Annotated in this window: 21 protein-coding genes; 13 read left to right on the top strand and 8 right to left on the bottom strand. The window is 57.8% G+C overall.

The window, feature by feature from the left end:
- Positions 1-152 precede the first annotated feature (152 nt).
- From AC1Z3F_RS06995 to AC1Z3F_RS06980, 4 genes are all read left to right on the top strand, one after another.
- Positions 153-770 (top strand): ANTAR domain-containing response regulator, encoded by a 618-nt coding sequence (locus AC1Z3F_RS06995; RefSeq protein WP_131088456.1) that lies wholly within the window; start codon positions 153-155, stop codon positions 768-770.
- 306 nt (positions 771-1,076) lie between these two features.
- Positions 1,077-2,309 carry an inorganic phosphate transporter gene (locus AC1Z3F_RS06990; protein WP_131088455.1) on the top strand — a complete coding sequence of 411 codons (1,233 nt, stop codon included), beginning with the start codon at positions 1,077-1,079 and terminating at the stop codon, positions 2,307-2,309.
- Positions 2,306-2,554, top strand: coding sequence for a hypothetical protein (locus AC1Z3F_RS06985; protein ID WP_131088454.1), 249 nt, complete (start codon positions 2,306-2,308; stop codon positions 2,552-2,554). The genes AC1Z3F_RS06990 and AC1Z3F_RS06985 overlap by 4 nt, the downstream gene beginning before the upstream one ends.
- 96 nt (positions 2,555-2,650) lie before the next feature.
- The gene (locus AC1Z3F_RS06980; protein ID WP_131088453.1) at positions 2,651-3,196 is read left to right on the top strand and encodes a dihydrofolate reductase family protein; all 546 of its coding nucleotides are present in this window, start codon (positions 2,651-2,653) and stop codon (positions 3,194-3,196) included.
- A 16-nt stretch (positions 3,197-3,212) separates the two neighbouring features.
- On the opposite strand, the gene AC1Z3F_RS06975 is transcribed toward AC1Z3F_RS06980, so the two are convergent.
- Positions 3,213-3,551: a hotdog fold thioesterase gene (locus tag AC1Z3F_RS06975; protein ID WP_483566853.1), complete on the bottom strand. Its 339-nt coding sequence runs from the start codon at positions 3,549-3,551 to the stop codon at positions 3,213-3,215.
- A gap of 124 nt (positions 3,552-3,675) precedes the next feature.
- On the opposite strand from AC1Z3F_RS06975, the gene polA reads away from it, so the two are divergent.
- The 3 genes from polA to rpsA all read left to right on the top strand — a co-directional run bounded on the left by polA (position 3,676) and on the right by rpsA (position 9,530).
- Positions 3,676-6,375 carry a DNA polymerase I gene (gene polA, locus AC1Z3F_RS06970; RefSeq protein WP_483566852.1) on the top strand — a complete coding sequence of 900 codons (2,700 nt, stop codon included), beginning with the start codon at positions 3,676-3,678 and terminating at the stop codon, positions 6,373-6,375.
- A 145-nt stretch (positions 6,376-6,520) separates the two neighbouring features.
- On the top strand, positions 6,521-7,837 hold the full coding sequence (locus AC1Z3F_RS06965; protein ID WP_483566851.1) for a GNAT family N-acetyltransferase: 1,317 nt from the start codon (positions 6,521-6,523) through the stop codon (positions 7,835-7,837).
- A 217-nt stretch (positions 7,838-8,054) separates the two neighbouring features.
- Positions 8,055-9,530 carry a 30S ribosomal protein S1 gene (gene rpsA, locus AC1Z3F_RS06960; protein ID WP_131088449.1) on the top strand — a complete coding sequence of 492 codons (1,476 nt, stop codon included), beginning with the start codon at positions 8,055-8,057 and terminating at the stop codon, positions 9,528-9,530.
- Positions 9,531-9,856: 326 nt separating this feature from the next.
- Here rpsA and AC1Z3F_RS06955 read toward each other — a convergent pair whose 3' ends face one another.
- The 3 genes from AC1Z3F_RS06955 to AC1Z3F_RS06945 all read right to left on the bottom strand — a co-directional run bounded on the left by AC1Z3F_RS06955 (position 9,857) and on the right by AC1Z3F_RS06945 (position 13,476).
- The gene (locus tag AC1Z3F_RS06955) at positions 9,857-11,572 is read right to left on the bottom strand and encodes an HNH endonuclease signature motif containing protein (protein WP_262197521.1); all 1,716 of its coding nucleotides are present in this window, start codon (positions 11,570-11,572) and stop codon (positions 9,857-9,859) included.
- A gap of 63 nt (positions 11,573-11,635) precedes the next feature.
- Entirely contained in the window at positions 11,636-12,805 is a 1,170-nt protein-coding gene (locus tag AC1Z3F_RS06950) for a class I SAM-dependent methyltransferase (protein ID WP_483566850.1), read from the bottom strand.
- The gene (locus AC1Z3F_RS06945) at positions 12,802-13,476 is read right to left on the bottom strand and encodes a YigZ family protein (protein ID WP_262197525.1); all 675 of its coding nucleotides are present in this window, start codon (positions 13,474-13,476) and stop codon (positions 12,802-12,804) included. The genes AC1Z3F_RS06950 and AC1Z3F_RS06945 overlap by 4 nt, the downstream gene beginning before the upstream one ends.
- 25 nt (positions 13,477-13,501) lie before the next feature.
- Here AC1Z3F_RS06945 and coaE point away from each other — a divergent pair, with 25 nt between their 5' ends.
- The 5 genes from coaE to AC1Z3F_RS06920 all read left to right on the top strand — a co-directional run bounded on the left by coaE (position 13,502) and on the right by AC1Z3F_RS06920 (position 18,343).
- Entirely contained in the window at positions 13,502-14,086 is a 585-nt protein-coding gene (coaE, locus tag AC1Z3F_RS06940) for a dephospho-CoA kinase (protein ID WP_483566849.1), read from the top strand.
- Between the two features lie 15 nt (positions 14,087-14,101).
- Entirely contained in the window at positions 14,102-14,350 is a 249-nt protein-coding gene (locus tag AC1Z3F_RS06935) for a hypothetical protein (protein ID WP_262197528.1), read from the top strand.
- A 74-nt stretch (positions 14,351-14,424) separates the two neighbouring features.
- Positions 14,425-16,512 carry an excinuclease ABC subunit UvrB gene (uvrB, locus tag AC1Z3F_RS06930; protein WP_131088445.1) on the top strand — a complete coding sequence of 696 codons (2,088 nt, stop codon included), beginning with the start codon at positions 14,425-14,427 and terminating at the stop codon, positions 16,510-16,512.
- 243 nt (positions 16,513-16,755) lie between these two features.
- A complete protein-coding gene (locus AC1Z3F_RS06925) occupies positions 16,756-17,793 on the top strand; it encodes a TerC/Alx family metal homeostasis membrane protein (RefSeq protein WP_262197529.1) in 1,038 nt (345 codons plus the stop codon).
- 97 nt (positions 17,794-17,890) lie between these two features.
- On the top strand, positions 17,891-18,343 hold the full coding sequence (locus tag AC1Z3F_RS06920) for a MarR family winged helix-turn-helix transcriptional regulator (protein WP_262197530.1): 453 nt from the start codon (positions 17,891-17,893) through the stop codon (positions 18,341-18,343).
- A gap of 131 nt (positions 18,344-18,474) precedes the next feature.
- Here AC1Z3F_RS06920 and AC1Z3F_RS06915 read toward each other — a convergent pair whose 3' ends face one another.
- Both AC1Z3F_RS06915 and AC1Z3F_RS06910 read right to left on the bottom strand, forming a co-directional pair.
- A complete protein-coding gene (locus AC1Z3F_RS06915) occupies positions 18,475-19,761 on the bottom strand; it encodes an alpha/beta fold hydrolase (protein ID WP_483566848.1) in 1,287 nt (428 codons plus the stop codon).
- Between the two features lie 2 nt (positions 19,762-19,763).
- Entirely contained in the window at positions 19,764-20,249 is a 486-nt protein-coding gene (locus AC1Z3F_RS06910) for a GNAT family N-acetyltransferase (RefSeq protein ID WP_207306459.1), read from the bottom strand.
- Positions 20,250-20,311: 62 nt separating this feature from the next.
- Between AC1Z3F_RS06910 and AC1Z3F_RS06905 the strand changes: the two genes are divergently transcribed.
- Positions 20,312-21,064 (top strand): metal-dependent hydrolase, encoded by a 753-nt coding sequence (locus AC1Z3F_RS06905; RefSeq protein ID WP_444613597.1) that lies wholly within the window; start codon positions 20,312-20,314, stop codon positions 21,062-21,064.
- Here AC1Z3F_RS06905 and AC1Z3F_RS06900 read toward each other — a convergent pair.
- Both AC1Z3F_RS06900 and AC1Z3F_RS06895 read right to left on the bottom strand, forming a co-directional pair.
- The gene (locus AC1Z3F_RS06900) at positions 21,061-21,216 is read right to left on the bottom strand and encodes a hypothetical protein (protein WP_483398365.1); all 156 of its coding nucleotides are present in this window, start codon (positions 21,214-21,216) and stop codon (positions 21,061-21,063) included. The two genes, AC1Z3F_RS06905 and AC1Z3F_RS06900, sit on opposite strands and share 4 nt — an antisense overlap.
- Positions 21,217-21,287: 71 nt before the next feature.
- Complete coding sequence (locus AC1Z3F_RS06895; protein WP_483566847.1) at positions 21,288-21,698, bottom strand: NUDIX domain-containing protein; 411 nt, start codon at positions 21,696-21,698, stop codon at positions 21,288-21,290.
- Between the last annotated feature and the right edge of the window lie 2 nt (positions 21,699-21,700).

Raw genomic sequence — 21,700 nt, 5'->3', positions numbered from 1 at the left:
TCCTAATCGGGAACCTCGCGTCATCGCGTGAACTACAGTACATGCAAGTAGGCTTATATGTGAAACCGAGGCAACGTAGCTTCGCTGACGGAAACCATCTAACTGCCCTCCACCGCACGGGCAGGATTTTTTGATCATGGAGGAAGGCGCCAATGAGCGAACTACCCGAAGTCACCCGAATTCCATCCGAGGTGCAATCCACCCCGCGTCGTGTGGTTGTAGCCGAGGACGAAACCCTCATCCGCCTCGATATCGTCGAGATCCTACGCTCCGAGGGTTATGACGTTGTTGCTGAGGCAGATAACGGACAGACCGCATTGGAGAAGGCTCGTGAATTGAAGCCCGATCTGGTTCTGATGGACGTGAAGATGCCAGTCATGGACGGCATCACCGCCGCTGAGGCGATCGTGAAGGAACGCATCGCCCCGGTAGTACTGCTCACCGCGTTCAGCCAAAAGGAATTGGTGGAGCGCGCGCGTGAAGCCGGTGCCATGGCGTATGTGGTTAAGCCATTTACCCCTGCCGATCTGACTCCGGCCATCGAGATCGCTATTTCTCGTAATGACGAGCTGCGCGCCTTGGAAGAGGAAGTCAGCAACCTCGCTGAGCAGTTTGAGACTCGCAAGCTGGTAGATCGCGCTAAGAGCTTGCTGATCACCAAGATGGGTCTGACCGAGCCAGAAGCATTCCGCTGGATCCAGAAGACTTCGATGGATCGCCGCCTGAGCATGCGCCAGGTTGCCGAAACCGTCGTCGATCAGGTCAAGTAAGTACGAACTGCTCGTTGGTAGAATCTGTGGATGTGCACCAAAACGCCGTGTGTTTTGGTGCACATTTTCATGCGACGGCTAGCTGTTGTGCCTATCCAACGAGCAATAGTGCTTACTGAGCACGGCAAGTTATTAAAAAATTAGCCGCCCGTTAGTTGACTTCCTAGATTGACGAACCGCTCAGTACGCCTAAGATTGAAACTGCGCCAAGAACCAAGTCCTGCATGCCTAAAAATATTTCGCAGATTAGCTTGTTCGAAGCCCGTACACTTTCCCTTGCCGTTCGACCTCTCAGGCTGGTACTAAATGGATTTGACGCTGATCGTCGTCCTAGTCATTGCCTTGGCGTTGTTTTTTGACTTCACCAATGGATTTCATGACACGGCCAATGCGATGGCCACCCCGATCGCAACCGGTGCAATTTCCCCTAAGAAGGCCGTTGCCCTCGCCGCAATTTTGAACCTTGTCGGTGCTTTCCTCTCCACCGAGGTAGCTAAGACAATTTCTGGCGGCATCATTAACGAAGACCCCTCCACAGGTGTAGCCATCGGGCCAGCAATGATTTTTGCTGGACTGATGGGTGCGGTGATTTGGAACCTGCTCACTTGGCTGCTGGGTCTGCCATCGAGCTCGTCGCACGCGTTGTTCGGCGGACTGGTTGGTGCCGCTATTGTCGGTGCTGGCGTGGCTTCGGTGAACTACGGCGTGCTGCTCTCCAAGGTTTTGCTGCCTGCGCTCTGCGCCCCAGTGATTGCCGGTGTCTCCGCGTACCTGTGCACGAAGCTGGCTTACGCCATCACCAAGCGCCAAAACGGTGCCTCGCCTAAACGTGGCGGCTTCCGCTATGGGCAGATTTTCTCCTCCTCGTTGGTCGCGCTGTCGCACGGTACCAACGATGCGCAGAAGACCATGGGCATCATCACCCTGACCCTGGTGGCCTCCGGCTTGCAGGATTCAGGATCAGGCGTACACCTTTGGGTGGTTACCGCTTGTGCTCTGGCGATCGCGTTGGGAACGTACACCGGTGGCTGGCGCATTATCCAGACCATGGGTTCGGGACTGACCGACGTGAAGCCTGCACAGGGCTTCGCCGCAGAGGTCTCCACTGCTTCAGCCATCCTGGCTTCCTCGCACTTGGGCTTTGCCCTGTCGACCACTCAGGTCGCTTCCGGGTCGGTTATCGGTTCCGGTTTGGGCCGCAAGGGCGGCGAGGTCCGTTGGGGCACCGCCGGCCGTATTGCCTTGGGCTGGCTCTTCACCTTGCCGGCAGCCGCGATCGTCGGCGGTCTGGCAGCCTGGATCGTACACTTTGGCACCCCAGGTCTGGTTATCGTCACTATCCTTGGAGTTGGCGCGATGCTGACCATCTGGTTCGCTTCCCGAAAGCAGTCGCACGGCTCTGACGGGACTATGTCCGACATCGATAACTCCGGAGCTGCGGTCAACATTTTGACCAAGAAGCAACGCCGCGCCAAGGCCAAGGCTGAAGCCGCGCAAGCTAAGCTCGTCGCCACGCAGAAGGATGCTGATAACTCATGATTGACTGGGTTGCCTTTGCGATCGTTGCGATCGTCACGTGGATTGCCGCGATGCTCATTGTTACCGCTTACTCTTTCGGAGTTCGCCTGCTGGCTGTAGCTAGGGACGAAGGAAAAAGTACGGGCCTTAGCAAGACTGGCGCGTATGCCTGCTTCACCGTGGCCGGCTTAATTGTGGCCTTTGGCGTGGTGCTGATCGTTCCGCAACTTAGCGAAGCGATTTTGGGCATGTCCTCAAGCCACTAAACGCTCACTATCGCTGATAGTGCTCAGCACGCTCAACATCGGCTGGGAAGTAAAACTGCATATTGCCTTCGACGGAGGCACCCCTAGACTGGAGCCATGACTAGCTTCAAGTACTACGTGGGTGCCTCCGTTGATGGTTTTATTGCCGACGGTAGCGCCGATGCGCATTGGTTCACCACCTTCGCCAAACAGCCTGGCGTGAAAAAGCACTTTGATCAGTTCTTTGAAACCATTGGTGCAGTGGTGATCGGCGGGAAAACCTATGAGGGTATCGCCAAGGAAGTCGCCGACGGGAACATGAGCTGGATGTTTGCGCACCTCCCAGTCTGGGTTTTAACCCACCACGAATTACCGACCCTGCCCGATACCGACCTGACGTTCATCCGCGGAGAAATCGGTTTCTGGAGCCAAGACATTGCGCGAAGCGCGGGGGCCGGTGACGTGTGGGTTGCCGGCGGCGCGGATCTAGCAGGCGGATTTGTTCAAGCGAACGTGTTGGACGAGCTGTTGTTAGTGACCGTGCCGGTGGTCTTCGGCGAGGGCACCAGCATTTTTGGGCGTTCGGTGCGCGCCCAACTCTCAGCGATGAGCGTTGAAGACTTGGGCAACGACATCACGCTGACGCGCTACGCGGTGGGCTAGTTTTCTACCGGGAGCATCATGTTGGTGATGCGCGCGGTGGCAATGCGTGCCCGTCCTCGTTGCTGATCACGATCTCGTGGCTGGTGCTTCTGCGTCCTAGGTGCACCGGGGTGCATACTGCGGTGACCAAACCGGAGCGGCCAGCCTTGTGATGTGTGATGTTCAGATCGACCCCCACGGGTTGAGTCTTCCCGGCGCCGTGCAACGCTGCAGCCATCGAACCTAGGGTTTCGGCCAGGGCTGCCGACGCGCCGCCGTGCAAAATCCCGTAGACCTGAGTGTTTCCGGCGACCGGCATGGTGGCCGTGATCCGATCGACGGTGAACTCGGCGAAGACGATCTCTAGCTTTTCCACTAGTTCACCTACGCCATTGGAGCGCAAAAAAGACCACGCACTGTGAGGTAGGCCGTGGCGCGTGAGCTGCTGCGCGAACGGATGTGCCGAATCTTGCGTGGGTTGAGTAGTGAAATTGTCGTTCATGGGAACTAGGCTTTCAGGTGTGAGCGAAACTACCAAGCCGACACCCGCGTCGGACAAGAGACTGCTGATTATTGACGGACATTCGATGGCGTTCCGCGCGTTTTACGCGCTGCCAGCGGAGAACTTTGCGACGAGCACGGGACAGCACACCAACGCGGTGCACGGCTTTGTATCCATGCTGCTGACGATGATCCGTCAGCAGAAGCCCACCCACGTCGCTGTCGCATTCGACCTGGATACTCCAACCTTCCGGTCGCTGGAGTACACCGAGTACAAGGGCGGGCGCAACAAGACGCCCGAAGAGTTCTACGGGCAGATCGACCTCATCCAAGAGGTGATGAAGGCGATGAACATCCCGTCCATCACCCTGGAAAGCTTTGAGGCCGACGACATCCTGGCCACGCTGGCCACCATGGGCGAGGACGCAGGCTTTAACGTGCTGGTGGTTTCCGGTGACCGTGATGCCTTCCAGCTGATCACCGACAAGACCCTGGTTTTGTACCCGAAAAAGGGCATTAGCGACATTCCGCCGATGGACGCTGCCGCGGTGGAAGCCAAATACTTTGTTCCACCACAGCGTTACTCGGATCTTGCTGCACTGGTCGGCGAAACCGCCGATAACCTGCCAGGAGTACCGGGCGTCGGCCCGAAGACCGCCGCAAAGTGGATCAACCTCTACGGGGACCTGGCCGGTGTGCTGGAAAACATTGACTCGATCAAGGGCAAAGTGGGCGAGTCGTTGCGTGAGCACGTGGACAACGTGACCCGCAACCGCCGGCTCAACCAACTGAAGCACGACCTAGAGCTGCCGGTGACCTTGGAGCAGATGGAGCTTGAGGCACCAAACCGCGAAGAGATCGAGAACCTGTTTGACGCGCTGGAGTTTAACACCCTGCGTAAACGCCTCTTTGACCTCTTTGCAGCGCAGGAGGAGGAAGTTGCCCCCGAGATAGCTGCCTTCACCCGTGTGGTGACCGACAACGCCCAAGCATTACGCGACTTTATCGATGCCGGTAAGTCCGCGCCGATCGCCGTTCAACCTGCCGTGGTTGGCGATGAAGCTGTGGGCCTTGCACTGTTCCGTGGGGCACAGGCCGTTTGGCTTGATCTTGCAGATCTTCAGGAAGGCACCGAGAACGAACTGGCAGCATTCCTTGCTGACGCCAACGCGCCCAAAATTTTCCACGACGCTAAAGCCACCATGCACCTGCTGATCGAACGTGGGCTGAAGATCGCGGGCATCAAGGACGACACGTTGATTAGTGCGTACCTGATTCAGCCAGATCGGCGTAGCCACGACCTAGAGGACGTGGTGCAGTACCACCTGAAATATGCGGTGCCGGTGCATCAGGCGAAGAAAGGCGAATTGGATCTGGGGCTGACCGCTGATTTGGCCGAACCCACCCTGGCCCAAGCTCAGGCAATCCACGACCTGTCCGCGTTCCTTGCCACCAAGCTGGCCGAGAAGCACGCCGATGTGCTGGCTGCAGAGATGGAACTGCCGCTGATCCCGGTCCTCTTTGAGATGGAACGCGCCGGCGTGGCAGTGGACGTGGATCGACTGAACGAACTGCGTGCGCACTTCACCACGCAGGTTGATCAAGCCACCAACGATGCATTTGCTGCGATCGGCCACGAGGTAAACCTTTCTAGCCCGAAGCAGCTGCAGGTAGTGCTGTTTGAAGAGCTGGATTTGCCGCGTACCAAAAAAATCAAGACCGGTTTCACTACGGACGCTGAATCACTTCAAGACCTGCTGGTCAAAACCGGGCACCCGTTCCTGGTGGCGCTGATGGCTTACCGCGATGCCATCAAACTACGCCAGACCGTCGACGGTCTGCTGAAAGCTACGCACGACGATGGACGGATCCACACCACCTACGCGCAGACCGTGGCAGCCACCGGTCGACTTTCTAGTCTCAACCCGAACCTGCAGAACATCCCGGTCCGTTCAGAAGAGGGCCGACGCATTCGCGACGTGTTCATGGTGGGCACCGGGTACCAAACCCTGCTGACCGTGGACTACTCGCAGATCGAAATGCGCATTATGGCGCACCTGTCCGAGGATGCCGGGTTGATCGAGGCTTATCAAAACGGCGAAGACCTGCACCGGTTTGTCGGTTCGCGCGTGTTCAACGTCGAGCCAGAAGAGGTCAGCTCTGAAATGCGCTCCAAGGTGAAGGCGATGAGCTACGGCTTGGCCTACGGTTTGAGCAGTTTCGGGCTGTCCAAGCAGCTGAAGATCGGCGTGGACGAAGCGCGCAAATTGATGAAGGACTACTTCGATCGTTTCGGAGCGGTGCGCACCTACTTGCGTTCGGTCGTGGACCAAGCCCGCAAGGACGGCTACACCGAAACCATCTTTGGCCGTCGTCGTTACCTGCCAGAGCTGAACAGCTCGGATCGGCGTCTACGCGATATTGCCGAACGCGCGGCACTGAATGCACCTATTCAGGGATCGGCCGCCGATCTGGTTAAGGTGGCGATGCTCAAGATCTCTGCGGGGCTCGAATCCGGGAACTTTACCTCCCGCATGCTGCTCCAGGTCCATGACGAACTCATTTTGGAGATCGCCGAAGGGGAACTGGAAGCAGTGCAGGAGTTGGTGACCCACGAAATGGGCCAGGCCGCTGACCTGTTGGTGCCGCTGGATGTTCAGCCGGGCATTGGCCGGACCTGGCACGAGGCGGCTCACTAACGGGCGCAAATCTCTACCCTGATGCTGCCGGGCGCGAAGTACACTGAACTTCACGCCCGGCATCACAGTACTATCTACCGCACTACCTACCGCCGAGCAGCATGGGGCGTGCCTGTTGAGCTTCAACGATGAAGGGTGCAAAACAGTGGCAAAAGCAATCCCTAGCCAACTCAAGTGCGTTAGTTATGACGCTGCGCAATTGGACGACGATGGACAGCGCGCCCTGAGCATTTTTCAACGGGCCACCGCGCTCGGGTTTTATGAAGAGCTGCCCGATGAAGCGGGCGAGTCCACCTACGCTCGGCTGGCAGCAGCGCAAAAACTGCGCTTTACGATGGTGTTCGATCAACAGGCGCCGGCCGAATCTCGACATGCCAGCCAGCCGGTGCACACCTATGCGAGTTTCCCGGGGTTGCTCAACGCTGGGGGAGCGCGACCGGTGGCGGTGCATAAAATTACTGCGGTGACCGTTTCGCCCACCCATCGTCGGCAGGGTATTTTGACTCGGCAAATCACGGAGGACCTGAATTATGCGCGCAGAGGTGGGTTCGCGCTGGCAGTACTGACCGCTTCCGAGGCGAGCATCTACGGTCGCTACGGATTTGAACCGGCCACCTATCAGACTCGCTTCACGCTCAAATGTGAGGGCGGTCTAAAATTGCTGGTTGCGCTTCCCGGCACTGTGATCGACGTCGATCCCGAGCCGTTCGCAACGCAGCTTGAAGCATTGATGCGCAACGCCTTGGCGCAGGCTTTCGGTTCGGTTGATGGTACGGAATTTGATGTGGGCTATGCACTGGGCCGTTGGGAAGGGTGGGATTCTCTGGCGAAGGCCAAGAACATGCGCCATGCTGCCTACTACGATGAAGCTGGCGAACTCGGCGGATCCATTACCTATAAGTTCGGTGGTTGGGATGATGCGCAACCAAAGATGGTCGTACACAAACTCGTTGCCCTCAGCGACGTGGCGAGGTTGAAGCTGCTGGAATACGTGGCCAATCATGATTTGGTGCAGCAGGTCCATGGGCAAGGAGCATTGGATGATCCGATGCGTTTGGTATTGCACAACGTTCGGGACTACCAGGTGCGCTCCACCGACGACGTCCTGTGGTTGCGTGTACTGGATGTCATCGCCGCCTTTGAAGCTCGCGGTTACCAGCGATCGGGCCAACTGGTCATCAGCGTGACAGATCGCTTGTCGCTGATCGACGGCACGTACCTTTTTGAGGTCGCCGATGGTTCGGCAACTGTAAAGCGTGTGGCAATTGATGCGGAAGAACTGACCGGTGTAGCCCAAGTGGTTCTGGGCGAACGAGAGCTGGCGGGGTTGTACTTGGGTACGGTGCAGCTCTCGCAGCTGCTGGCAGCGGGTCGGGCATCGACGAAGTCGGAGTCGGATGTGAGCGCGAGCCTGCGACTTTTTGAAGTTGATCGCGCACCCTTCACCCCTCACACGTTCTGATCAAGTGGCTGCTGAACACAGGTTTATGACGAAGTTCACAAAATGCTGACGTGGATGTTAGTGGGTTACGCTTTGACCCGCACTCTGGTATACGCGTAGACTTGTCAAGTAGTGCCATGGCACTAGTTATGGCCGCAATCAAGTTTTACCCGTTCGAAATTCCGGGACTTCCGGGGTTTCGACTGACCAAATCTATCCACATCGGAGTCCCTACTACATGACCATCACCTCGAACGAGAACAACAGCGCACCAGTTGTCGCAATTAACGACATTGGATCTGCTGAGGACTTCTTGGCCGCAGTCGATGCCACCATCAAGTACTTCAACGATGGTGACCTCGTCGAAGGCACCGTCGTCAAGGTTGACCACGACGAAGTTCTGCTCGACATCGGTTACAAGACCGAAGGTGTCATCCCTTCCCGCGAGCTTTCCATCAAGCACGACGTTGACCCAGGCGATGTTGTCGCCGTTGGTGACAGCGTTGAAGCCTTGGTTCTGACCAAGGAAGACAAAGAAGGCCGCCTGATCCTGTCCAAGAAGCGTGCTCAGTACGAGCGTGCTTGGGGCGACATCGAAAAGATCAAGGAAGAGGACGGCGTCGTTACCGGTACCGTTATCGAGGTTGTCAAGGGTGGCCTCATCCTGGACATCGGCCTGCGTGGCTTCTTGCCAGCATCGCTCGTCGAGATGCGCCGTGTGCGCGACCTGGCTCCATACATCGGTCAGGAAATCGAAGCCAAGATCATCGAGCTGGACAAGAACCGCAACAACGTTGTTCTTTCCCGCCGTGCATGGCTTGAGCAGACCCAGTCTGAGGTTCGCTCGACCTTCCTTAACAAGCTGGAAAAGGGCCAGGTTCGTCCGGGCGTTGTTTCCTCCATCGTCAACTTCGGTGCATTCGTGGACCTTGGCGGCGTAGACGGCTTGGTACACGTTTCCGAGCTGTCTTGGAAGCACATCGACCACCCATCCGAGGTTGTCGAGGTTGGCCAGGAAGTAACCGTAGAGGTTCTCGAAGTCGATCTAGACCGCGAGCGCGTTTCGCTGTCGTTGAAGGCTACCCAGGAAGATCCTTGGCAGACCTTCGCCCGCACCCACGCACTGGGTCAGGTTGTACCGGGCAAGGTTACCAAGCTGGTTCCATTCGGTGCGTTCGTACGCGTCGAAGACGGCATCGAAGGCCTTGTCCACATCTCCGAGCTTGCAGTGCGCCACGTTGAACTGGCCGAGCAGGTTGTCTCCGTGGGCGACGAGCTGTTCGTCAAGGTCATCGACATCGACCTGGAACGCCGCCGCATCTCGCTGTCGCTCAAGCAGGCTAACGAAGGTGTTGACCCAGAGGGTACCGAGTTTGACCCAGCACTCTACGGCATGGCTGCAGAGTACGACGAGGCCGGCAACTACAAGTACCCAGAGGGCTTCGACCCAGAGTCGAACGAATGGCTCGAGGGCTTCGACACCCAGCGCGCTGCATGGGAAGCACAGTACGCTGCTGCTCAGGAGCGTTGGGAAGCACACAAGAAGCAGGTTGCTGCCGCAATCGTAGCTGACGCAGAAGCAGAGCCTGCTGCTGCAGGTAGCTCCGAGCCAGCTCCAGCTTCGTACTCCTCGGAGGCTCCAGCCACCGATGCAGGCACCTTGGCTTCTGACGAAGCTCTTGCTGCACTGCGCGAGAAGCTGACCGGCAACTAATTTCGCTTTCTGCCTCGTGCAGGAATCGTGATTAGCTTTAGCTGAGCTACGAAGGCCCAACCCGAAAGGGGTGGGCCTTCGTGCATTTAAGCGGGTATTGGTGCCCACGTCGAGTCCTGCACGAGCGGCAGTGACCCTGACGGTACTCAAATTGGCGAACAGTAAGCGTCGTTGGGGCAAGGGCGGAGCAGATGCGAATGTTCGGACGCACACTAGAGACGACAGATGGATTACTTGAGGGTCTCAAGTTCAAAGACCTGGGCCCGAGGGGAGCTTGGCGATTTAGCTGTGCACATTTCTACGCTCCGGTGTGCAGATCCAGTGGCTTAGGTGGTGGCCGCAAAATGGTACTGGTTGCGGACCGGCGTTTGGGTTGGATCCATAAAGGCCGGCAGGATCACCTGAGGCACACCATCATTGGGGATGACCTTGATCAACCCGGCGTGAACATCGTGATGGTGCGTATCGCAGAGCATCGCGCTCCAATACACTGCCGTGACTCCACCTTCGGACCAGAACCAGACGTGGTGGATATTGCAGCGTTCCGGATCCATCGTGCAACCAGGCACGAGGCAGCCGCGATCACGCACTGCGACCCCTAGGCGCATGTAATTCGGATGCTTTCGTTGGGCTCGACCAATATCTAGGATTTCGCCTTTGCCACCCAAAACTATGGGAATGATTCGGGCTTTGGCTAGGGTTTGCCGCAGATCGGTGGCGCTGAGCTTAAATCCGTGGGAGGTAATACCGAATGTATCTGCTCGACCTTCAAGTTCCGCCAAGGAAATCGTGACGACGACCTGGGGTTTGATGACTGGCACCTTCAGCTCTTGCGAGCCGGCGGTGGCCTGGGCGTCAACTTGCGCTCCGTGAAGAGTTGCATCAAGTAGTCGCTGGAGGAGTTTTGAGTTGAGCTCGAGCAATGACATCAACCCATTCAGGCGTCGAGCGGCAGGGGTGATGGGAGCAGTGTCCGTGGCCTCGCTCGCGGCTGCTTCTTCATCGGTGACAAAGTCGGGATGCTCCGTGGTCGCGTCGGACGCGTTGGTTGGGTTGGCTGCGTCGGCCGGATCGGAGTTGTTATCGGTGAACGCCTCACGTGCAGCCTGGCCAGCGTCGGAGCGCGGATTGTCACTTTGGGCGATGCCAGACTCGAAAAGTTCGGCTCGGGTGGGGCGCAGGGCAAGTTCGTAACGCACCAACCCATGACGCAGACCGCGCCGGAAAATTCCTTCTTGAGCCTCGGGCTGTTCTTCAGATTGCTGTTCCTTGGCGGCCTTAATAACGGTGTTGATGCCTTTGCGCCGGGTGGCCGGGTCTGCTTCTTCTAATTCGTGATCGAGTATGGCTTCAAGCAGCTGACCGTCGGCACCGCGCACCGTAGAGGTGGAGGGGGCGTCGAACTCTTCACGTACCGGTTCCAGTGCACCCAGCCGGCGTGCCACCGAAAGCGCTTCGGCAGGCGGCAGGGCCGAATCGTGGAACCGCTGGGTCAGCAAGGGAAACTGCGCCGGATACTGCTGATGCTGGTAATCAAACTGGGCAAAAACATGGTTGGCGCTGGCCACGCGCCGCAGTGCCTCGTGATGCTCAATGTGTAACCAAGAGGACAGCAAGGCAGACGTGCTGGTGAAGGTGGCACGCTGGCCGGTGCGCTCGGCAGGCCGGGTGAAATCAATGGGGCCCGCTTGTTGGGCATTAAGCTCGTCCACAGTGAGAGTATGCGCGCTGGTGGCTTCGAGAAGGTGGGCGGCGTAGATCTGGGTGCGTAGCGCGTGATGGGCGGCGGACTCGGCGATTGATGCCAAAGCCAGAGCAAAACGCGGATCCTCGCGGAAGGACTCGGCCGGTTCAGCGGTGAGCACGGAAGGTTCAGCGGTGGGTTCAGTCGTTTCCGGCGTGGGACCGGCCGGGGCGCCGACCGCCTGATGCAAAACGGGAATGAGCTCGGCCAGTGCCAGCGCCTCGTCGACGGTTAGTCGCGAGGTCTGTTGCAACGCTTCGGATAGCTCGGCTAGCGCCTGGCTGATGGTTTGGCTCATGAGCACAGAATGCTCTGTGCCGATGCGCGGGCAAGAGCGCATCGTGCGAAGTGTGGAAAAGTTTTAGTGCGCTGCGATGGAAGAGGTGACCGTGAAGGTTTTGTCGCGTGCTAGCTGGGTGGTGGGACCGACACGTCGGAGCAATTCCTTGCGGTAGCGCAGGTGGGAGTTGAAGACGCACAAGAGCTGACCGCCGGGGGCCAACACGCGGGCGGCATCGTCGATCAGTTTAAACGCGATGTCAGCGGTGACGGTATTGCCGATGTGGAATGGCGGGTTCAACGTGATCAGGCTGGCCGAGTGATCCGGAAGCCGGGACAACGCGTCGTCTTGCACGGCGGTGAGGCGGGCGGACAGGCCATTAGCCTCGGCCGCGGCCAGGGTGGATGCCACCGCGGAGGCCGAATGATCGGACGCATCAACCGTCAGGTGTCGGTGGGTGAGCGCAGCAAAGACGCCGATGGACCCGTTGCCACAGGCCAAATCCACCAACCTGTGGTGTTCGGTTAAGTCCGGCAGGTTCTCCAGCAGCAGCCGGGTGCCCGGATCCAATCGTGCCGCACCAAAAGTGCCAGCTCCGGCGTGCAGGCTAAAGCTGGTGTCGTTCACCTCATGGGTCGCGGTGGCCGGGAATTTGCTGGCGGGTTGGGATTCCAAGGGGAGGGCTGCGGTGAGGACACGTGATTTTTGGCGTGCCAACGAGACGTCGAGTTGGGCGAAACGCAAGGAGAGTACCTCGTTCATCGAGCGGCTCATATGTTTGATGCGCCCGCCGGCAAAGAGTCGGGCCTGCGCAGACGCCACGGCGGTGATGGCGGCAACCTGCTCGTCCAAAACATCCAGACCGCGGGGTAGTGCCAGCAAAATGTGGGTAGCCGACGTTGCTGCTTGAGCCAGCGGGTAAAAGGTCAGTCGCGCGGCCAGCTCGGGCAGCAAACGCTGCACATTGGCTTCGATGGCTTGGCGTGCGGTGAGCGAATCGCAGTGGACGCGTACCTGCGTGCTACCCAAGGCCAGTGCGCCCAGGCTCAACGCACCGTAGTGATCGCCGATGATCGTGATGGAATCGGGCCACGAGGTGCCCGCCTCGCGGTGCCACGTCGCGCAGGTGTCCAGAATCAGCCGATCGGCAGCGTCGGCGGCAAAAAGGTTCGGTGTCTGCACATCGGGCCAGCGCTGCAGGTCAGCCAGCAGGGCCTCAAGCTCGGCGTCGGAAAACGAAGCGGGATTCAAATCAGATCAACCCATTGGGTGTTGGCGGCGGCCAGTTGCCCAGCGCCGGAGGTGAGTGTAGCGATGTGGGTGTGCAATTCTTCGGCGGCTTCGGGAGTATCGGGGATGCCGATCTGGATCAGCGCGGCCGTTGACTGCCACTGTGTGGGCTCGATCTGGTAACCGGCGGCCCGTAGCTCGTTTTCGTAGCGCGCGGCCGTTGCGTGAGCCGCGGGCAAGGTGAAGATGCGTAGGCGTTGGCGGCCTATTAACGTGGTGTGATCCAACGCGCTGGAAACCGCTTCGGAATAGGCGCGGACCAGGCCGCCAGCGCCAAGTTTAATGCCACCAAAATAGCGCACGACCACGGCGAGCACGTCGGAGAGGCCACCGCCCTGTTCTGTATCGCGCTTAGCTAGCGCGTCGAGCATCGGAACCCCCGCGGTACCCGAGGGTTCGCCATCGTCATTGGAACGCTGGGTCATCCGGTCAGGGCCAAGGATGAAGGCGGTGCAGTGGTGCCGGGCGTCAAAATGGGTTTTGCGCAAGGTCGCGATGTGTTCGCGCGCGGCGGCCTCCGAATCAACGCGGTACAGGTAGGTGATGAAGCGCGAGCGCTTGATTTCCAGCTCGTGCACGCTGTCCCCGCTGAGCGTGGTGTAGCTGGTCGCGACCGATTCGTTGGTGTTCATCGCTAATAGTTTATAGGCTGGGAGCATGAAGCATGTTGGACTGACCGGGGGAGTAGCCTCCGGAAAATCTGCCGTAGCGGCTAAATTGGCCGAACTCGGGGCGGTGGTGATCGATGCCGACGCTTTGGCGCGCGATGTGGTTGCCTCTGGCACACCCGGCTTAGCTGCGATTAAAGACGCATTTGGGTCCGAGGTTTTGTTGCCCGATGGCGCTCTGGATCGCAAGGCGTTGGGTGCGATCGTCTTCGCCGATGAACAGCAACGGCAGACGTTGAACAACATTGTGCATCCTCTAGTGCGCGAGGCCGCTGGCGCGCTTCGTGCAAAGGCGCCTGAAGACGCGCTGGTGGTAGAAGACATCCCGCTGTTGGTTGAATCTGGGCAAGCTGACCGGTTTGACGCGGTGATCGTTATCCAAGCCCCACATGATGAGCGGATCCGTCGCATGGTCCAAGACCGCGGGTGGAGCGTTGAGGAAGCAAAGGCACGGATGGCTGCGCAGGCCAGTGACGAACAGCGTGCCGCGGTCGCAGATTTTGTGCTGGACAATTCCGGCAGTTTAGAAGAACTTGAGGCACAGGTCAGTGTTCTCTTCGCGCAGTTGACGTAGGTAGTAGGAGAAATAATGCTCAAGATTTCCAAATGGACGATGCTCGCGAGTTTCGCGGTGGCTCTGGTGCTGTGGCTAGGCTTTGGCGGTCGTGCCGAGTTTGTCGGCCAGGAGCAAGGCCCATATTCGCCCGTGGTCTACATTTCCGGCTGGCTAGCACTGCTGGGCGTTGTTGCAGCGACCGTGTTAACCTGTGGCTTTTTCAGCAACGCCATCGGCCGCACCGTGCGTCGTAATGCCATCCGCTACGGTATGCGCAAGTAGTGAGTTATCCCTTTAAGCTGAAAGCTGGCTAGGGCAAGGCTCAAACGGTGGGGGCAAGTGGATATGCTGGAACTATGAGTCTTGCACAGCCGATTAAGCGGGTCGTCGCTCCCTTCGAAGTGATCAGCGAATATGAGCCAGCCGGTGACCAGCCGGAGGCCATCAAACAGCTGACCGAGCGGCTAAACAACGGCGAGAAGGACATTGTTCTGCTCGGCGCCACGGGTACCGGTAAATCTGCCACCACCGCCTGGCTGGTGGAGCAGGTACAACGCCCTACCTTGGTGCTGGTGCAAAATAAGACCCTGGCCGCTCAGCTGGCCAACGAATTCCGCGAGCTGATGCCCAATAACGCGGTGGAGTATTTCGTTTCCTACTACGACTACTACCAGCCCGAGGCCTACGTCCCGCAGACCGATACCTTTATCGAGAAGGACTCCTCGGTCAACGAGGAAGTTGAGCGTTTACGCCACTCGGCCACCAATTCCTTGCTGACCCGGCGCGACACCATTGTTGTTGCCACCGTTTCGTGCATCTACGGCTTGGGCACGCCAGAAGAGTACGTGGCCGGAATGGTCACCGTGCGAACCGGTGAAGAGCTGAACCGCGATGCGATGTTGCGCCAGTTTGTCGCCATGCAGTACACCCGAAACGACATGGACTTCCACCGTGGCACCTTCCGTGTGCGTGGCGATACGGTCGAGATTATTCCAATGTACGAAGAGCAGGCCGTGCGCATCGAGTTCTTCGGCGACGAAGTTGAAGCGATCTACACCCTGCACCCGGTCACCGGTGAAGTGATTCGTGAAGAAACCGAGATGTACATCTTCCCGGCCAGCCACTATGTTGCTGGCGCCGAGCGCATGGGCAAAGCCATCAAGCGGATTGAAGACGAGCTGGCCGGACGGCTCAAAGAGCTGGAATCGCAGAACAAGCTCGTTGAAGCCCAGCGGTTGCGCATGCGCACCACCTATGACCTGGAAATGATGGAGCAGATGGGCTTCTGCAACGGCATCGAAAACTACTCGCGGCACATTGATGGCCGCGAAGCCGGCAGCGCTCCACACTGTTTGATCGACTATTTCCCAGACGACTTCTTGCTGGTGATCGACGAGTCGCACGTGACCGTGCCGCAGATCGGCGCCATGTATGAAGGCGATATGTCACGTAAGCGCACGCTGGTTGAGCACGGTTTCCGCCTTCCCAGCGCGATGGATAACCGTCCGCTGAAGTGGGATGAGTTTTTGCAGCGCATCGGGCAGACCGTCTATCTTTCGGCGACCCCGGGTAAGTACGAGCTGGGCAAGTCCGATGGTTATGTGGAACAGATCATTCGCCCCACCGGCCTGATCGACCCGGAGATTATCGTGAAGCCCACCAAGGGACAGATCGATGATCTACTCGATGAAATCCGTCTGCGCGTTCAGCGTGATGAGCGCGTCTTGGTCACTACCTTGACCAAGCGCATGTCCGAGGACCTGACCGACTACCTGACCGAGCACCAGGTCCGAGTGCAGTACCTGCACTCGGATGTGGACACCATTCGTCGTGTGGAGCTGTTGCGTGAATTGCGTATGGGTGCCTTCGACGTGCTGGTGGGAATTAACCTGCTCCGTGAGGGTTTGGACCTGCCTGAAGTCTCCCTAGTGGCAATCCTCGATGCTGACAAGCAGGGCTTCTTGCGTTCGGCGACCTCGCTGATTCAGACCATTGGTCGCGCCGCACGTAACGTCTCCGGCCAGGTGATCATGTACGCGGATAAGATTACCGATGCCATGGACAAAGCGATCGACGAGACCAATCGTCGCCGGGCCATTCAGGAAGCGCATAACAAGGAGCACGGGATCGATCCGATGCCGCTGCGCAAGAAGATCGCCGACATCACCGATCAGTTGGCTCGTGAAGACGCCGACACGCAGGAGCTACTGAACAATAACCGGTTGGCCAAGGACGCTAAGCGGTCCAAGGCCTCAGCGAGTGTGCGTAAGGATGGGTTGGCGGCTGCGCCGGCCGAAGATTTGTTGACTCAGATCGGCGATATGACCGAACAGATGCATGCTGCGGCCGCAGAGCTGCAGTTTGAGCTGGCAGCGCGGATTCGTGATGAGGTCTCCGAATTGAAGAAGGAGCTGCGCCAGATGAAGGCCGCCGGTCACGCTTAATCCTCGACCAGTTTGTGACAGGTTGGTGTGATCAAAAAGTCTGTGCAGATGCTGTGCGCTACAATGGTTTTTTGGACGTAGGGGAGTATCCCAATGCTGTGAACGTCAACACGCGAACCAATGATGCTTCGCCGGGCGCAGCAGCCGATCAATAGACAAGCATTCAATTAACTTGTTTGCCTGGATGACGGCGGAGAGACTTGCGGCGATTTTCCATACCCTCCAACGAAAGGTCGCTCGTCTGTGGGCACTCATGGGTTAACCATTCAATTCGAGATCATCGCGCTGGTCGTGCTGTGTGCGGTGCTAATCGCAGACTTGCTGTACGTCACCAAGCGACCTCACATTCCCTCCATGAAGGAAGCTGGCATCTTTGTCGGCATCTACATCACCTTAGCTTTGATCTTCGGCGGAATCCTCTGGTGGCAAGCCGGACCGCAGATCGGCCAGGAGTTCTACGCCGGCTGGATCACCGAATATGCGTTGTCGGTAGACAACTTGTTCGTCTTCATCATCATCATGGCGCGCTTCTCGGTACCTCGTAAGTACCAGCAGGAAGTGCTGATGTTCGGCATTATTATCGCGCTGATCCTGCGTGCAATCTTCATAGTTCTCGGTGCTGCCATTATTGAGCAGTGGTCGTGGGTCTTCTATATCTTCGGTGCCTTCCTGCTGTGGACCGCATGGAACCAGCTCAAGGACGAAGATGAGGACGAAGAGAGCGGTCTAGTTAAGAAGCTGACCAGCCGTATGCCGATTTCCAATGAGTTCGACGGCGCAAAACTGCGCACCGTGATCGACGGAAAGAAGCTGTTCACCCCGATGGTGCTGGTCTTCGTGACCATCGGTATGACCGACTTGCTGTTCGCCTTTGACTCGATTCCTGCCATCTTCGGTCTGACAAAGTCTGCGTTTATCGTGTTCACCGCGAACATCTTCGCCCTGATGGGTCTGCGCCAGCTGTACTTCCTGCTGGGTGGATTGATGAACCGTTTGGTCTTCCTGAAGCACGCACTGAGCTTCATCCTGGCGTTCATCGGCGTGAAGCTGGTCTTCCACGCTCTGCACGAGAACAACCTGCCATTCATCAACGGTGGCAAGCACCTGGATTACCCATGGTTGGATATCTCGACCGGTCTGTCCTTGCTGGTGATCCTAGGCGCGATTATCGTTGCGACCGTAATGTCCTTGTGGACTCCATGGGGTCGACATGCCGCCGAAGCTGCTGAAGGCGACTTGATGACGTCGTCCTCTGACAGGGCTTTGCGCGACGACATCTAATAAGCAGAATGAGCCCGCCGGTTCGCCTTCCAAGGTTGATCGGCGGGTTTTCTCTGGCTCGATGCAAGCTAGCGAACTTATCTTGGAGGTAAATTTCATGAGCGATGCACCAACTGATTCCAAATCTGTAGCTGCTGACGTTGCGCACGCTTCAGGAACAATGTCTCGCCTCCTGGGTCAGAGCGCAGGCCAAGGCCGCTCTGTGACCGCTTGGCGGGTGCTCTCTTCCTTGGACCGATTGGGCGCTCAGCGAGTGGGCGACTTGGCCATTGAACAACGAGTTGCCCAGCCAACGATGACCGGGCTGGTCATACGGCTTGAAAAGGATCGTATGGTCAAGCGTCAAGATGATCCGAAGGATCGCAGGGCCAGCCTAGTGAACCTCACCAAAGCTGGACGCAGGGAAATCGAAGGCTATCGTGAACGCGCAATGAACGTTCTTTTGGGTGGGATCGAAGGCTTTAGCGAAGAAGACCAGCGAGTTCTGGCCCGCTCTGTAGCGTTGTTGCAGCAGCTGAACAATCAGATTGCTGCAGGTTTAGATAGCTAGATCAGGCTCTCTGGCCGCTCGTCCTAGTGATCGTGCTGGCCCGAGACATGCATTAAACACACAGTATTAAACAAAGAGGCGCGCCGTTTCCAAACATGTTTGGAAACGGCGCGCCTGTGTGTTTCTAGAAATCAATCGCCCTTTGCGGCCGCTTCAGGATCTTCACCGTTGGTCATGGCCAACAGGCGGCGGAAAATTGCTGGACCGTCATCGCCGATGCCATCGTGGTGGTACTCATCAGTGACCCACGTCTGTAGACCCGCAACCTGCGAGGCCGTACGCAAGGAGAACTCGCGGTCGACGTAGACGTCGTCGTGGTACACGGCAGCGGCCACCGGGACGGTGTTCTCGGCTAGTACATCCAGATCGTAGAGTGGCGCAAAATGCTCGTGTTCGGCCAAGATCCGCGCAACATCTTCCAGCGGGCGCAGTGCTGGATCTTGGGCAAAGTGCCAACGGAAGATCATCTCGCCGGTCAACAATGGAGTTTTCGCGTGCTCGGTGAACTCCTCAAATTCACTGAGCACGTCTTCGGCGGCAAAGTTCGTCGCCTCGCCTTGGGCATAGATACTCTCGTGCATCAACGCATAGAGCGGGTTCGACGCAAACGATGACTGCGCATATAAAGCGTCAAGGAACGTATCGGAAAGTCGTAGGCCACCAGGAGTCGGGCTAAAGGCTTCTTCGAAGATATGGTGAAGCAGGTGCACGCGGGTATTTCCACCCAGGTACATGCCCAACATCTGCACCAGTGGCACAGTAACTTGCTGTCCGTTGGGCAAAAACTCGTCATGGTTTTCACGCACGTGCTGGTAAATCTGGTGCAACTTGTCGAAGTCTTCTGGATACCAGGAGAAAAATTCACGATTACGTTCGGCCATGCGTGCATAGGTTGCCCGGTACACGGTCCGTGCATCCTGATCCAACGACGCTAGCCCGCCGGTAACAAGGCAACGCGATAGTGACGCGGGGAAGAGCGAAAGATAGGTCAGCGTGCAGAACCCGCCGTAGCTCTGGCCAAAGGTGCTCCACTTTTCCACGCCCAGATGCTCACGAAGCGCTTCAGCATCTTTGACAATGGAGTCGGCGCGGAAATACTCCAAGTACCGTGCTTGTGCTGCTGAGTCTCCGCGCAGTGCCAGGGTCTTGCGGTTGGCCGGCGTGGAAAGCCCGGTGCCACGCTGATCGAGCAAGAGCACTCGGAAGTGCTTGGTGGCTTCGGCGAGCCAACCCGAAAGGGAAGCTGGCCGTGGCGACTTGCCACCCGGGCCGCCCTGTAAGAACAGCAACCACGGCTTAGTTGAGTCGGTGCTGACTTCTCTGGCAAAAACCGAGATCTTTTCACCTTCTGGGCGCGAGTAGTCCAGCGGAACATCGATGCGATGATCGGTGACGTCCATGCCGCGGTAATGTGCCATTTTTATGCTCCTTGCGATCCGAGTTCTTCAAGTGCGGCGCCATCTAGCCGTCGAGTTGTCCAACCGTTCTGTGAACCTGCGCCAATCGAGTCGTAAAACTTGATCGCAGGTTCATTCCAATCTAGGACGTCCCACTCTAAACGCTTGTATCCTCGCTGAACACAAATTTCTGCGAGCTGACGTAAGAGCGCGGTGCCGGTGCCAAGCCCGCGCTGGCTGGAGCGAACGTAGAGATCTTCCAAGTGGATCCCATGCCGGCCCTCCCAGGTGGAGTAGGTCAAGTACCAGATGGCAATGCCAACGACCGAACCCTGATCATCCTGAGCCACATGGGCGAAAGCCTGTGGGTTAGGGCCGAACAAGTGCTCTTCCAGATCCTTCACGGTGTTGCGCACCGCATCCGGTTCCTTCTCATACACAGCAAGTTCTTTGATTAGTTCCAGAATCATCGGGCAGTCGTTGATGACTGCTTCGCGCACAATACTCATGTGTTCTAGCTTACCGCTGTCATACAGCTAAAACGTCGGTGACCAGTCCTAAGGTTGAACTCATGATGGGTGGACACCACGCGGTGAGCGGCGCAGCCGCATGGTTGGCAATTACAACTCCAGTGACCGTTGGGACTGTAAACCTCGGGCTGGGAACATTCCAGATGGACCGTTGGGAGACGCTCGCCGGAGCAATTGTGTGTGCCGGAGCCGCGTTGTTACCTGATGCTGATCATCACGGCGCCACGATCGCACGTTCACTTCCGCCGTTTTCATCCATTTTTGCTCGGGTTATCGGCGAAGCCTCCGGCGGCCACCGAAACGGTACCCACTCGATTATTGGAATGGCGTTTTTCATCTTCTTGGCATGGCTGGCCAACGGTTGGGACGTGGCCACCGCGGCCCTCGGCACGATCTATCCTGGAGCAGCATTATTCGCGATTCTGCTTATATCATTCGCAGTGAAGTCGGTTAAATTCATGCCGCCCATGCTCTGCTGGATCATCGCCCTGGCCACGGGTGCCTTTGTTGGGGTGAACGCACCTGAAGCGAATCAGTGGTTCCTATTGGCCGTGGCAGTGGGCGTCATCGTCCATGTTGTGGGGGATATGCTCACGGTCGGCGGATGCAATTTGATCTGGCCGATCAAGATCGGGTCCCCACGATGGTTCCGTAGGATCCCGGTAATTGGCGGCTGCTGGAAGTCCAACGGGCGACTTGCAGTCCCCGTGCTGGCGGAGACCGGATCGACCGCGGAATGGTTACTGGCCACGCTTCTGACGACCTATGTTGGAATTGCGCTCATCGTTGCCTAGCTAGCTTCACCCAGCGGTGCAAGGTTCTCGCCGCAGTAAACAAGCGCGGTTCCTAGGATCAACGAGCCAATCTGCACCGTGGTAGACACCAACGCGTCAGGGCTGAAAAGTGCCGACCAGCCACTGAGTAGACCAACTACGGTTAGCAGCACGAGGCACGCTCCCGTGACACGGAGTCTGAATCCATTCATGGCCATACCCTACGACAACGTCACTAACTTGGCTACTCACTGCCTACGAGCCGACCCAGTGCCAGCAATTCGTGGGGGACTGTCATTGAAGGTAGCTTCCCTGTCCCAAACCAGCGCAGCTCTGCGGCCCTGTGCGGTTCCTGGATCAAAGGCGTTCCCGACCAATTTCGGGCGACGAAAAAGTGGTCTTCGTAAGTCTTGGCCGAGCCGTGATGGTTCTGGTGACGCGACGAAACGGGCAACAGACGCAGATCCGTAGGCTCAATGAGCACTCCGAGTTCCTCACTAGCCTCTCGAACTGCTGCAGCTGCCGCAGATTCACCCGGTTCTACATGCCCAGCGGCGGCTGCGCTCCAATATCCGTCCATGAAACCAGTGCCTTGCCGCAGTTGCAGCAAGACCTGGTCATCACGAACCATCAACGCGTAAGCGATCGCTTTCACCC

The organism is Glutamicibacter sp. MOO4 (assembly GCF_056934395.1).
This window is presented reverse-complemented; position numbering and strand designations above follow the sequence as displayed.